Source organism: Psychrobacter sp. JCM 18902 (genome assembly GCF_904846615.1).
GTDB lineage: Bacteria > Pseudomonadota > Gammaproteobacteria > Pseudomonadales > Moraxellaceae > Psychrobacter.
In genome coordinates this window covers 359,041-372,141 of record NZ_CAJHBK010000001.1, presented here as the reverse complement: position 1 = coordinate 372,141, position 13,101 = coordinate 359,041, and the positions used below count along the sequence as shown (strand labels likewise).

The following is a 13,101-nucleotide window of genomic DNA, read 5'->3' as shown; positions in this document are numbered from 1 at the left end:
GTGAGAGTTTAAAACAATGAGTTTAGTAATCATCAAAGGCAATATCTGGACTACAAAGCATAAGGTATTAGTTAATACTGTCAATTGCGAAGGCGTAATGGGAGCTGGTATAGCCTTAGAGTCAGGCTTAAGATATCCTGAAATGTATGCAAGATATAAAAGAATCTGCGAAGATGGGAACCTTAATATAGGGAACTTATGGATTTATAAAGACTCTAACCCTTATTGGATAATGAACTTTCCAACTAAAAAATCTTGGAAGCTTCCATCCAAAATAGAATATTTAGAGTTAGGATTAAAAAAGTTCGTAGAAACTTATAAAGAAAAAGAGGTTGAGTCAGTAGCTTTCCCTCTTTTAGGTGCTGCTAACGGTGGATTAGATGAAAAGGTTGTATTAGAAGTAATGAAAAACTACCTTGGAAATTTAGATATACCTGTAGAAATCTATCTATACGACACGAAATCAGTTGATGACTATTTCCCGGAGTTCAGAGAAGTATTGCTGAGTAATCAGATAGAGGACTTAGTTCGTAAGACTAAAATTCAAGAAAAGTACTTGAGTAAAATCATTGACGTAATCACAGAGAATGATGATATCTATCAGATTATGCAGTTAAAAAAAATAAAAGATATTGGAAATTCTACTATCAAGAAAATATTTGATTTTCAGAAAGAGAATATGCCGTCTAAAAAGATATCATCTAATGAACAGCAATCTTTCGATTTCTAACTTTAGCCCTTGTATTGGTAACCTTTTCCAATAAATAATAACGACTAGAAATAAAGGTAAACTGCTAGACTATCTAGCAAGAGATTTTTATGAAAAAAACCAGAGAGCATTAGCAATCTGGTTATTAAGTACATTTCAAATTATCATCTACCAACTATAAGCTGCCCGCCAGAAAAGCTAATACATGGTTCGCAAAACCAAGATGACTGTTTTCTGATATAAGGTATATCCGCTGGCACATCAAGTTGATACGGTCGTCCACAGTACTCACAATGCACATCATCTAAATAAGCTTGGCACTCCGCTAATATGCCAAACAAAATATGATAATCGATATGGTATTGTCTGCAGAGTATTTCTATATACTCTACATACCGCCCATCATGCCCGTATGCCCAATAGTCTTCACATAGTTGTATGTCGGACTGATCTGCATTAGCGCTAAAAATAAGTTTTAAGCTCATGGTTATCTCCAAACCAAATAATTAAGGTTAATCACAACGAATAAGGAATCTCGTAATGATTCATAATGGCCAAAAATTTGGTCTCAAGATTCGTTAAGGTATAACGATTCAGCGCTAATCCTTCATTTAACTCTCGTTGCACCCATATCCTGACTGCCTCATCATTATAAAATATCGGATTGACGCCTAGCATCTTTGCTAACTGTGAACCCTGTTGTATTTGCAGGTTTGCCATAAGCTTGATAGATAGCGATATCGCTACAGCACTTAGCCAAATTGAAGCATGCGGCGGTTTAATAAATGTATTCATGTATAATCTCCTGTAGATTAATATTTCTTTCTGTTAGTCGTAATGACTTTCTACAGATTAAATTATACATACATTTTGAGCTATTGCAACTTAAAATAACCTTCTATAGAGCTTTTTATTACTTAATAGAACATTTAACCTATTTGAGAAACTATAGTTTGCTGGATATTATTTGGTGTAATAACTGATAAGCGCAGCGTTATCTTGGGTTCTAAAAGAAGAGAGGTTTATTCTTCTTCCTTAACTATCTCATAAAGGTCGCCCACTTCAATATCCAAATATAAACATAGCTTCTCTACAACCTCTAGATCCACTCTTGTCGCTTCTTCGTTATACATACGTGTGATTGTGCCTCTATTTACATCCGTGTCTCTAGACACATCAGCAATCTTTAACCTTTTTTCACCCATAATTCTAGATAAATTACACTTCACCATAACCTCCTCCATAATAAAATAACCTACTGTAGATAAAAATGTCTTGCAAAAGATTATTTTTAGTGTAAATTATGTTCTATAGCAGGTCATAAAGCTATCAGATAATAACACTTTAATCTTTAGTAAGGATTTTACTATGAGTTATACCTATTTAACAACCGAAGAGCTGTCACAACGTATTAAATATGACAGCAAGACCATACGCAACCAGCTTAAAGATGCTGTGTTTATTGAGGGCGTTCATTACATCAAACCATTTGGAGGTAGAAAAATCCTTTTTATATGGCAAAAGATTGAAGAGCTGATGCTGACAGGCTACGACGATAGCATTCCATTTGCAGCGGGAGCGTAATCATGGCGAGTATCAATAGCCGTAATGGCAACCTGTACGTAGATTTCCGATACATAGGTCAGCGCTGTAGAGAGCAAACCTTACTAACAGACACTAAGCCCAATCGAAAGCGCCTAGAAAACTTCGTTAGCAGAATGGAAGCTGACATTCAATTGGGGAGTTTTCGGTACGAAAACTATTTTCCACAAAGTAAAAAGCTTGCGCAGTTTCAAAGCTTAGAGCTTATGAAAGCAACAAATAGTCATAAGGACTCAAGCTCAGGCTTTGATAGCTTTAGCAAAATTTGGTTAGAAGAGAAAAAGCCAGAATGGCGAGACTCTCAGATAAGTAATATAGAGGGTATATTTAGAATTTACCTAACTCCTCATTTTGGCAATGTAGCGCTGAATACTATTAGTAAAGCTAAAATAATGGCTTTTCGGGGCAAGCTAGTTAAAGAGGGAAATAACGGACGACCGTTATCAGCGTCTCGCATTAATCATATCATGACGCCATTACGTATGGTGCTGACCGAAGCCTCTGAGCGTTTTGATTTTGACAGCCCTTGGAAGAATATAAAACCACTCAGTGAGCCTAAAAGTAATGTCAGTCCTTTTACTTTAGATGAGGTCATGCTCATTATCAATAATGTGAGAGCAGATTATAAGCCTTACTATATCGTACGCTTCTTTACAGGTATGCGTACAGGTGAGATTGATGGCTTGCCCTGGAAGAATATAGATTTTGAGCGCCGACAAATCATCGTTGATCAAGCAGTCGTTAATGGTGTTATAGGTGAGACTAAAACTACAGGCTCAAATCGTATTATCCAGATGAACCAGCTAGTTTATGATGCATTGCTTGAACAGCAGAGCCTAACTAAACATCAAGGTGAGTTCGTTTTCTGTACAAAAATAGGTACTCCTTTGAATCATCGTAATGTAACAAAGCGAGTTTGGTATCCGTTACTACGATATTTAGAGCTTTATAAACGTAATCCTTATCAAAGCAGACATACAGCCGCGACGCTTTGGCTCGCTGCTGGTGAGTCGCCTGAGTGGATTGCTGCGCAAATGGGTCATAGCAACACTAAAATGCTATTCACAGTATATTCGCGTTATGTGCCGAACCTCACTCGTCAAGATGGAAGTGCGCTGGATAAGCTATTGAAAGACCGAGGTATACTACAAAACCTATGAAAAGGCCTATACTCAACAAAAAGACATCCAAATAGGTGTCTTTTTGTTGTATTAACGCTGGATGGTTTAAATGAACGGAGCTACGGTTATTTAAATGACTTATAACGGTTGCGTAGGAATGGATACAGACAACAAAGTAGCTAACAGGGATTACAAAATTAGTGAATGGTTACAAACAAATATTATTAATTGGTCAAATATAGATGAAATTTCGTGCTTACTTGTTGAATTAAAATTTCTACAAGATACTTTGCCTGAGCAATTCAGATCAGCGCTAGAAAGTGAGTACCATGCTTTATCTGAATGGGTAAAAACAAAAGATACAGTTTCTACTTTAACTGAACTAGAGAAACTACAGATATACGAAAGCGGTATTGATCAGAAAAACTTCCTAAAAACCATAAAGACACGTCATAAGTATCTCAAAGATCTCTACCTCATTAATTTTTTAGCCAGTCGTTCAGACTTACCAAAAATAAATAGCATTCGTTCTTTTTACTTTTTTCTCTGCCTTAAAATGGTTGAGTTGACTGATTATGATAGTAGGATTGAAACCACACTTGATGAATGTCGGTTTTTAACGAGTAATATTCGTGAATTCCTAGTCCCATTTTTGCCAGACATAACAGAGTTTGAGAGTCTTAATGATCTCCAAAGCCACCTTATCGAGTCTCAAGACAATGATCATTACACCAGATGGTTAAATAGCACTCCTGATACCTTTGAGTCAGAAATAAAAAAATATGGTAACAAGTTACTAAATAAGAGCACATCATTCTCTTCCAGCAATGCTAAAAATGAGCTTAATGGGCGTATAGCTAAATATCTTTATGAGTATGTCCTGCCGATAGAAAACTATTTCAAAAACGACTCTGGTATTACTCGCGTAACTAGTACCACCTATCAGGTTGCTAATGGCTCATTACATTATGATGACACGACAGGCAATACAATCAGCGACTTAGTTAATCTTACTAAGGATGTAAATAGTACAGAAGCTTTTGAAGATGAAGAACGTCAAGATAACGAGAAAGAATTTTTTGAACAAATAACAGTCAATACTCCCAGTAACTATTATCTTGATTTGGTAAGGGCTGAAGGTCAATCAAACAGTCGTCGAAAAAGTGCTATGAATTTAGTTACTAGTGTCAATATAGCCCATGAAGATGATATATCTACATTGGTAAAGTACCTTGGTTGTAAGCTCAAGGAACTAGATTTAGGCGAGCTAGATAGAGGACGTTGTATAGATGAGAAGTTTAAGTTTGACCTAAGCCATCAATCTGCCCTCTATTTACTAATGATCTTATTAACCGGTAATGAGAATATATTTCAATCAGATAATTTAGAAGATGGGTTTAATGGCTATCGATATAAACTTCAATTCGCACCGAAACGTAGTTATACGGATGAAAGTTGGGATAAAAAATTATGTGCTAATAATGAAAGTATTCTTTTCCTCTACATGCCAATTGTTCTTATAGAGCTACACCGTGAGATGACTTACGTATTGGATGATGATTTAATGATTTCGATTCATGCCCAAGCTATCAACGATATCAAAGCAATCAATAAAAAGTATAAAGTAAGATTAAGTTTTAATAAAATAAAAAACTACTTTACTAGCTACTTATCTCAGAACGGTATCGATAAAGCCTTGATAGAAGTAATTACTGAGTCTCCTGTACATCATTTATCAGCGCTGCCTTATTACAATGTCTCTCAGTATAGTCTATATCGATGTCAATTTAAATTTACTAATCACTTGTTAGGTCTGATTGATGATAAAAACATCAAGGGTAGCAAAGGAAGAATAGACATTTTCTTCGAAATAACTAATGAAAACTCTGTGCCCCATTTTAATGATGAGAAAATGGGCTCTTTACTAGCTATTCAAAAAAAACCATTAATTCCAATCATCGAAGAGTTAAAGAAAAATATTCTAGAAAAAATTGGCAAAACTAGTTTTTTAAAATTAGGTGATTTTGTAGAGTTGCATAACTTTTTCACCGATTATCTATATATTTGGCTATCCATTGCTAGCGGTTACCGCCCAGTGAATGAGCCATTCGGCAGATTGTCAGATATACATACCAGAACAGGTTTGTATTTTATAAGTGATAAAGAAGTTCAGCAAGATACTATAGGCAGATTTATATATCTACCAGCTATATTATGTCAACAAATTGACGAGTACATAAAATTTATCAAAGGCAACGCTAGTCTTTTTAATAAATTAGGGAACGACATTGGACTAATTTATACGAATATTCTAGACGGCAATATTGGACTGGTATGCTACTTGAAGCTGGATGAAGCAACTAGCACAGTTACTAGACTAAAACTGGATAATGTTTTCCTTAAAAAACGTATATCAGCTTATATCTCTTTACCACTCAACTGGCCTCGTCACTATATACGCTCGCTACAAAACGAGCATATTGGAAAATATTCTTTTGACCCATCTCTGAACAAAGACAGTATCGGATATGATGTGGTCAGTGCTTGGATGGGACACTCTGATGAGCTTGGATATAGCTTTTACGATAGATTTAGTGGATTAAAACGAAGTGAACTTAGGGCTTTTGCCCAAACTATAAATGAACTGACTAAAGATATTGGTTTTAAACTAATTAAGTTGGAGCACTAGATATGAGTAATAATAAATCAGGTGCTGAAATACGTAAAGAAAATCGAGATCAACGAGAAGAAAAACGTTTTTTGTTAGCTCGTAAACTAATAGATAAATATATTGATTTTATTAAAATTTTAGAATCAGAAGACCACCAAAAATCTTTCAATTTAATGTGGGCTAAATTTGATAAAAATTTATCTACTAACAAGCATTTTCAAGATGTAAGAAAGTATTCTACTGCTTACAGTCATGCCGTAAAGTACTGTCAAGATCGTATGGAAGATAAAAACATTACTATAGGTTTTCCAAAACTCATTATTCAATCATCTCGTCCAGCTTCCTTTCGCACACAGGAATGGTTTTCTGATGGTAAGGACGTACTAGATTTCTATTTAGACTGGAGTAAACGATTAGAAGCTCAAACTAATATTGATCTAACTTTAAACGATGTATTTTTAAGTCTTATTTTTCATAGTGCAGTACTAAAAGTGTCTGTGCTACAAGCAATATTGAAGCAGCTATCTGATGACTGCTTAATGATTGAACAAGTCTATGGTCTACCAATCATTGCTGTGATTGTTGACGATAGCTCCTATCATACAAACACTTATGTAGGGACAGAAGCTGTACACCAAACGCAAGTTTTTATATCTCCTCTATCAGCACATATTCTTCAGTCCTATATCAAAGAAAAAGCAGTACCAGTCGCAGATAAGCTAAAAAATATTAACATTTATAATTTATATCAAAGCATGCGACAGACACTAGAAAGTAGCGTTAATTTTGGCTTAAGACGATTCTTGATTGCAGCAGTGTACATTTTAGAAAACCACCTTTTACTTAATTTGCCCGAGTATATGTGGTATATCGTTACGGGCAAAGAAGATACATTTAGTTTACCAACTTGCAATTGGCAATCGCTCATATATGAGATTCGGCATGATACAACTAATCAAGAACAGCTGAGCAACCAAGTACCTAGTACTTCTAATAATATTTCTACAGTAACAAATTCTCAATTAGCAGTTGAGATAGCGAAGATTTTTAAAAGTGATAGTAATAATAAAATTTCTAAAAAACTATTTGTTAAAAAATTGAAAAAACTCGATAGCGAACTTAAAAATAGTTATGCGCCTTTAAACGAAAGGGCAATCGTTGGTTGGCTGCTATCAATGACAACCAGTCATATGGTCTCTAGCATTCAGACTTATAGCAATAGAATTACCAATCGATGGTTAGCCCTGACAGAAAATTCGAGTCTAAAGGACTATCAAGAAGATGATTTTGTAGCACTATATACTGAGATGATCGAACTTAGTAAAACTCCAAAGGCCGCGAATGCAGCTGCTGAATTAATTGATAAAATTCATCAGTATATGGTTGCGCATCATAATATCGAATCTATACCTCCTTTTGCTACGAGTGATAGATCTCATCATAGAGTCGGTTACATTTCAGAAAGTATGTTCCAAGCTATACTCAATAAAATTGATAGTCTCACTATGACTGTTGATGAAAAGCAGGCTATAAGCCTAACACTGATACTAGGTCAACGGTGTGGTCTGCGGATTGGTGAAATCGTTAAAATAAGAATAAGAGATATTGCAGAGACACAGAACTATCTAGAAGTTCGAAATAACAAATTTGGAAACAATAAAAGCCTCTCTGCACTGCGTCGTATATCACTTTCTCAATTATTGCTAGAGTCTGATATGCAACTCATAAGACGTGTATATATCAAACGTTCTAGGTACAAAAACCAGACGCTCATAGCAAATCAAGCTGGCATGCCATATAACTCTAATGCAATCTCAAAAATAATTAGTTCCCTTATAAAAGAAGTTACTGGTCTTAAATACCTCACTACGCATCATTTAAGACACAGCTGCCTGACTAATTTTCAATTGATGTCCTTTTTATACGATAAAGATTATAAATTCAATAACCATTCAAGTGCAAAATTCTTAAAAAGCCTACTACCTTATGAAGATAAGCAGGCTGTCAATATTATCAATCATTTCGAGACGAGTCTCGCCTACAAAAAAGTATACGCCTTAGCAGGAGTAGCAGGTCACGCCAGTCCTAGTACAACGTTTGCATCCTATGTGCATCTTACTGATATTCAAATTGGACTACTGTTATATCATGTAGATTTTAAGCTATCTGTTAAACATGCTCCGCTACTAAAAACTCCAAGAAGAAGAAAACATGAAATTGAAAACGTACCATTAAAAATTAATGAATATCTTATATACAAGATGAAACTACCAGAGTTACCACAGCCTAAGAGTAGTAAATCAGTTAGCGAGAATCTAACCAAACAAACTGATAAGACCAAAAGATATGCTTTCGATGAAGTGAATCAAATTTTGGAAGCTTACACCGAAAAAGGTGACTATGAATACCTCATGCATATCTATGATGTCAGTCAAGAAACTTTTGAAACATGGCATCATAATGCAAAGCGGCTAAGAGAGGCTTCAGAGTTTCAAACTACAAAAGGTAATCCTAGACTATTTGATCCAAACAATAAGCACAGTCTACTACCTGTAAAGGATAGATACGGTGATGATAGAAAAAATATGATACGAATGACAGATAAATTTCGTGATATTTATAAAGGAAGTAATGATAAAGGTGCTATTAATAAGTTTGTTTTTCATACCCTTATTAACGCTCAACCCAGTAAGAATTTTATCATTTTTAAGCATCCTGCAGACATTTACAACTATCTTGAAATTGTCTGCCAGCTAGTATACAAAAAAGATATTAGCTTAAAGGTCTATAATTATGAGCAGGCCTCAGAGGCAGATCAAACCTCTTGGAATCTTGCATTAAAGACTATACCTCGATCACAAATGGAGTTTAATGAACTCGATTACGCAAAAGTTAAATCATATCAAAAGAAGATTCGAGCTGAGCTTTCACTAACGAGCCAAACTCAGCCTATAAGAATTGAGAATAGACTGGATTCTAATATTCCTATTAGCCAGTGGAGTGTTCGGACATTACAAATATTCTGTCATTATGTATACATCATGATAGGCGAAAAACTTAATTAGATAAAATCTAGAGGTTTAAATAAAATGAATTTATCCGCAAAAACCATCAGATTTAAGAATATTACTAAAATTGACTTACATCCATTGGCTAAAAAACTCTATGAGTTGATTATCGAAGCATATGTTGCAGGAGGGCAAGAAGAGTATCTTAAGGTGATAAGCGCTAGATTTGATTGTTACCCTAGTCTACCTATCCATAATGTCTCACTGATAAGTAAAGGTGCTAATAAATATCTATTGATTGGAGGTTGTTTTTCACCTCTATTTAATCTTAGAGAACTTAATGAAAGTAATACGCTTTTTCTCAGTTATAAGACGTCTAAAGATAATACTAACACTGAACATAAAAAGCGTATTGAGAAGGATTTCAATCAAGATGTAGTTGATTTTATTTTTATGGATTTTATTAGATCTATGTCTTTAATCTCGCTCAAAAGGCCTGGCTCTATAGAATCAGCACTAAGAAAAATTACTCAAGATTATAATAGTAGTATTTGGAACGAGGTGTTTGATAATAGGAGGAACTACTTGCGCCAAGCTGATTACTCCGAACTGTTAGATATGGATCGCAACACAATTAAAAATCACAGTAATCCTCTATGAGAATCAATAGTTACGATATGAATAGTTATAAGATTGTTTTATCAAAGTTCTCTAAACTAAAAGTTAATAGACCTTCCAATTTTTTGGGCAGATCTGAGGAGCAATATAACACTTTAACTGAAACCTTAGGTAGGGCATGTATCAACATCCGACCATAGTACTGACAGAGCCTAATTTTTAGGAATGAGGCGGCAAAAACTAGTCCTGAACTGAACTGTTTATAGTAAGAAGCTTATACTAAAATAATTGCTAGTTTACGACCGGATAAAATGGCTTTCCCCAATCCATCTTGCTATGATTTGCCATCATGATCTCTAACATTAACGGCAAGATAGCAGATAAGATAGCACCACTATCCTTGATTTGCGAACGATTGACTTGGCTATTGTGAGTGGCACCGCCATGCATTATTTGATTACGCAGGGTATATAACCTATCAAATACTACCGCTAATACTGTATCTGTATCTTTATTACTAAGTGCACGGTGAGCTTTATCTTTGGCACGTTTGAAATCTTCTTCCCATGCTTGCTGACTAATCAGACCATTTTGATAATCCCAAAATGGCTGAAAAGTGTATTGGTTATCCAATAATATACGAATGCTACCGGAATATTTCTCCCAGACTAACTTGTAGACCTGTTGGTCAATGTCTAGACGGCATATCAGCTGTATAAAGCGTCTAAACTCACTGCGCTCTGAACTAGTGGTAAACAAGGCTACTTCACGAGCATAAGCTGCATTGAACGCAATCCATAGAGTGATAAAACGTATGTCGTCATCATTGACGCTCGTTGCCTTAGACAGCCAACTTAATGAGCGATGCATACGCAAGCGAAATGGATCAGAAAATTCAGGTTTTTGAGTCTGGTAGTATTTAGTGAGATCTTTATAAGCTTGGTTCATATTAAACCCAATTAATCATTTATTTAAAGGATTAGATGTATTAAGAGTAAACTATTTTTAATTGATTCATTTTTGCTTCTCCTTCTGCAATTCCATAAATTGTTTTTCTACAGTTTCATTTTGTTTAGCCTTCTGTTCTCTATGGTCGTTATAGGTCTTCTTAACATCTTCGTCTACTAGTTGCACAAGTTTTTTACCCTTACTAGCAATTCCAGCTCCTGAACTCTTAAGTATACCTCCAATTCTCGCTAAATTATTAGGAGTATTACTATTATCCCAACCACGGTTACTACTAAAGCTGCTATCCAAAGCTGGGTTTGGTTCGACTTTTTTTTGTCGATGATCTCCACTGTATTTTGTTTGGTGGCCATTGGAATACTCGTTGGATAAAGTTTCGACTTTTTTTGTTTTTTTTTAACGATATTTTCCTCATTTTCGGAAATGTTCGAATCATCTAATAAGATAGTAAAGCCAAATTTATAGATTCCATCTTCTATCAAATTTACTTTAGTCAAGTCTTGCTCTTTTTCAATAAAGTTTAAGTACAGAGCAGCGTTATTTTTAGCTTCCATTGCCATAATATCTGAACAGACTCTAATAAAATTTTCAATAGATTTAGGATTATTAATATTTAGATATCTATATTGCGCTTCATTGATAGAGTTTTCTGAATCATCGGGAATGTGCACCGACTGACTATTTTCAGAAAACTTATTAATGCTATTCACAAGCTTTTCAACTGGTAAGGGTGAATTCTTATCATTAGTTGCCTGGTTCTGAGTGTCATTGAAAAAACCTTCAATTTCTTCGTTTGTATATAAGTCATCCATTATTTGTATGACTACAGACCTAGCTTGATAGTTTGATTCTGAAATAGTCTGAACACACAGTTTTACAAAACATAAGACAGCATCGCGAGCTTGATTATCATTCTCAACAGGTTTGTTATCAGCAATGATAAAACTATAGCGTATGGGAGTAGATACTTTATCTAAGCGACTTGAAGGCAATCCACCAAGAAATATCCTCCAACCACTATCGTCGCTTTCCGCTATGACGGTCGGATGCTCAAAGCTCGTATATCTATCGTATTTTTGTAGCCAACTGTCATCTACTACTTCACTGCCTAGATAGCGATAATCTTTAAAGACAGTGCGTGTTTGTATATAAAGTTTCATAACGATTCCTTATTTAATAACTTTTGTGCGATTACTCAGGGTACGTTCTGAAATCTCTTTGATTATTTCGGATATAGTCTGTAACCTTGTTTCTTGAGATGCTTTATTTTTATTATGCTCACTAGCAATACCTTCTTTATTTGAAGCAGTCTTGCGTTTTGCCTTTTTCGATCCGTCAACCCAAGACAAAAAGTTGCCAATAAAACCTTCATCCGTTTCAGCAATTTTTCTTGCTTCTTCAGCTTCACTCTGAGAGTACTGATATTCCATGGAGATTTCTTCTAACCTTACTTCTTCAGAAATCCTATAAGCTTGTACCATTGTTTTACAGATAGTGATGAAGATGTCATCTGCACCTTTAGGCTGAATACCCTTTTTACTAGGTATGACGCTATACGTACCCATAAATCTTAATGTATGTTCATTATCTACTTTCCAGTCACCTCTGCGTAGATCGACACAACCGATAGTATCTACAGCGGTATATAATATGAATGCGTTAGAACCTGAGGTAAACTCATCTTGAATAGCTTCAATGACACCACTATAGTATTTATTGACCTTTTCATACAATTCAGAGCTTTGGTTCTTACCTGTAGTTCTAACGTTATCAATAAAATAACTTTCACATTTAGTAGGCGCGAAAATTACAACTGATGGTTCGCCCGGATAATTATAAGCTCTGTTTTTTGCCCACTGTCTAACTATTTTTGCTATGGCCTCAGATTGTATATTATCTTCAATAGCTCTCAATTCTTTTGGTGAGGCAGCAGACATAATGACAGTCGCTTCAACAGGAATAATAATAACAGCACTTTCTGTAATCCATTTCTCACAGTCTTTCCATTGTTGACCTGCACCATCTGGTCTAGAAGCTGGGTCAAGCCAGCCACCAGGAAAGTCTAGTATTTCAAAGTCCAACATACTTTCATCATTCATAGACTTTAAACTAAACTTAAACTTGAAAGGACTTTGGGTACCTGCCAGTGCCCCAGCATTAAAAGACTCTCCACCTATAGATCCTGCATTGATTGACCCTCTTAATTCTTTGTCATGCATAGCTAATTTTTTCTCAGTAGCTAAGTCTTCGGTCTCAAAACTAATAGGAGTACCTGTTAATAATTTAGTACCCACCATCTTAGAGATAGTAGAAATTAAAGAGGTTTTGCCTACGCGGGTTGGGCCTAGCATACTTATTTGATACATTGGGTTACTCATTACTTTTTCCTAAACTAAATATAATTAA

At 35.2% G+C, this 13,101-nt stretch carries 11 protein-coding genes; 6 read left to right on the top strand and 5 right to left on the bottom strand.

Annotated features, from left to right (window positions below; translation table 11 throughout):
- Positions 1 to 16: 16 nt before the first annotated feature.
- Positions 17 to 730 (top strand): macro domain-containing protein, encoded by a 714-nt coding sequence (locus tag JMY05_RS01610; protein ID WP_201614007.1) that lies wholly within the window; start codon positions 17 to 19, stop codon positions 728 to 730.
- 495 nt (positions 731 to 1,225) lie between these two features.
- Here the strand turns inward: JMY05_RS01610 and JMY05_RS01605 are convergent, their stop codons facing one another.
- Both JMY05_RS01605 and JMY05_RS01600 read right to left on the bottom strand, forming a co-directional pair.
- Complete coding sequence (locus JMY05_RS01605) at positions 1,226 to 1,504, bottom strand: hypothetical protein (protein WP_045444916.1); 279 nt, start codon at positions 1,502 to 1,504, stop codon at positions 1,226 to 1,228.
- 227 nt (positions 1,505 to 1,731) lie between these two features.
- The gene (locus JMY05_RS01600) at positions 1,732 to 1,953 is read right to left on the bottom strand and encodes a helix-turn-helix domain-containing protein (RefSeq protein ID WP_265089045.1); all 222 of its coding nucleotides are present in this window, start codon (positions 1,951 to 1,953) and stop codon (positions 1,732 to 1,734) included.
- Positions 1,954 to 2,077: 124 nt separating this feature from the next.
- On the opposite strand from JMY05_RS01600, the gene JMY05_RS01595 reads away from it, so the two are divergent.
- The 5 genes from JMY05_RS01595 to JMY05_RS01575 all read left to right on the top strand — a co-directional run bounded on the left by JMY05_RS01595 (position 2,078) and on the right by JMY05_RS01575 (position 9,771).
- The gene (locus JMY05_RS01595) at positions 2,078 to 2,293 is read left to right on the top strand and encodes a hypothetical protein (RefSeq protein ID WP_045444913.1); all 216 of its coding nucleotides are present in this window, start codon (positions 2,078 to 2,080) and stop codon (positions 2,291 to 2,293) included.
- Between the two features lie 2 nt (positions 2,294 to 2,295).
- Positions 2,296 to 3,471: an Arm DNA-binding domain-containing protein gene (locus JMY05_RS01590; RefSeq protein ID WP_201614006.1), complete on the top strand. Its 1,176-nt coding sequence runs from the start codon at positions 2,296 to 2,298 to the stop codon at positions 3,469 to 3,471.
- Between the two features lie 118 nt (positions 3,472 to 3,589).
- Complete coding sequence (locus tag JMY05_RS01585; protein WP_201614005.1) at positions 3,590 to 6,121, top strand: hypothetical protein; 2,532 nt, start codon at positions 3,590 to 3,592, stop codon at positions 6,119 to 6,121.
- A 2-nt stretch (positions 6,122 to 6,123) separates the two neighbouring features.
- Positions 6,124 to 9,168 (top strand): tyrosine-type recombinase/integrase, encoded by a 3,045-nt coding sequence (locus JMY05_RS01580; RefSeq protein ID WP_201614003.1) that lies wholly within the window; start codon positions 6,124 to 6,126, stop codon positions 9,166 to 9,168.
- A gap of 24 nt (positions 9,169 to 9,192) precedes the next feature.
- Positions 9,193 to 9,771, top strand: a complete 579-nt coding sequence (locus JMY05_RS01575; protein WP_045444897.1) for a hypothetical protein — start codon at positions 9,193 to 9,195, stop codon at positions 9,769 to 9,771.
- A 249-nt stretch (positions 9,772 to 10,020) separates the two neighbouring features.
- Here the strand turns inward: JMY05_RS01575 and JMY05_RS01570 are convergent, their stop codons facing one another.
- From JMY05_RS01570 to JMY05_RS01560, 3 genes are all read right to left on the bottom strand, one after another.
- On the bottom strand, positions 10,021 to 10,677 hold the full coding sequence (locus JMY05_RS01570) for a HEPN domain-containing protein (protein WP_201614001.1): 657 nt from the start codon (positions 10,675 to 10,677) through the stop codon (positions 10,021 to 10,023).
- A 248-nt stretch (positions 10,678 to 10,925) separates the two neighbouring features.
- Positions 10,926 to 11,855 carry a hypothetical protein gene (locus JMY05_RS01565; protein WP_201613999.1) on the bottom strand — a complete coding sequence of 310 codons (930 nt, stop codon included), beginning with the start codon at positions 11,853 to 11,855 and terminating at the stop codon, positions 10,926 to 10,928.
- A 9-nt stretch (positions 11,856 to 11,864) separates the two neighbouring features.
- The gene (locus tag JMY05_RS01560; RefSeq protein ID WP_045444891.1) at positions 11,865 to 13,073 is read right to left on the bottom strand and encodes a hypothetical protein; all 1,209 of its coding nucleotides are present in this window, start codon (positions 13,071 to 13,073) and stop codon (positions 11,865 to 11,867) included.
- Positions 13,074 to 13,101 lie beyond the last annotated feature (28 nt).

What these genes read in the sequence shown, in the direction of transcription:
- JMY05_RS01610 (WP_201614007.1), top strand. Translation starts at nt 17, where the DNA reads ATGAGTTTAGTAATCATCAAAGGCAATATCTGGACTACAAAGCATAAG.
- JMY05_RS01605 (WP_045444916.1), bottom strand. Translation starts at nt 1,504, where the DNA reads ATGAATACATTTATTAAACCGCCGCATGCTTCAATTTGGCTAAGTGCT.
- JMY05_RS01600 (WP_265089045.1), bottom strand. Translation starts at nt 1,953, where the DNA reads ATGGAGGAGGTTATGGTGAAGTGTAATTTATCTAGAATTATGGGTGAA.
- JMY05_RS01595 (WP_045444913.1), top strand. Translation starts at nt 2,078, where the DNA reads ATGAGTTATACCTATTTAACAACCGAAGAGCTGTCACAACGTATTAAA.
- JMY05_RS01590 (WP_201614006.1), top strand. Translation starts at nt 2,296, where the DNA reads ATGGCGAGTATCAATAGCCGTAATGGCAACCTGTACGTAGATTTCCGA.
- JMY05_RS01585 (WP_201614005.1), top strand. Translation starts at nt 3,590, where the DNA reads ATGGATACAGACAACAAAGTAGCTAACAGGGATTACAAAATTAGTGAA.
- JMY05_RS01580 (WP_201614003.1), top strand. Translation starts at nt 6,124, where the DNA reads ATGAGTAATAATAAATCAGGTGCTGAAATACGTAAAGAAAATCGAGAT.
- JMY05_RS01575 (WP_045444897.1), top strand. Translation starts at nt 9,193, where the DNA reads ATGAATTTATCCGCAAAAACCATCAGATTTAAGAATATTACTAAAATT.
- JMY05_RS01570 (WP_201614001.1), bottom strand. Translation starts at nt 10,677, where the DNA reads ATGAACCAAGCTTATAAAGATCTCACTAAATACTACCAGACTCAAAAA.
- JMY05_RS01565 (WP_201613999.1), bottom strand. Translation starts at nt 11,855, where the DNA reads ATGAAACTTTATATACAAACACGCACTGTCTTTAAAGATTATCGCTAT.
- JMY05_RS01560 (WP_045444891.1), bottom strand. Translation starts at nt 13,073, where the DNA reads ATGAGTAACCCAATGTATCAAATAAGTATGCTAGGCCCAACCCGCGTA.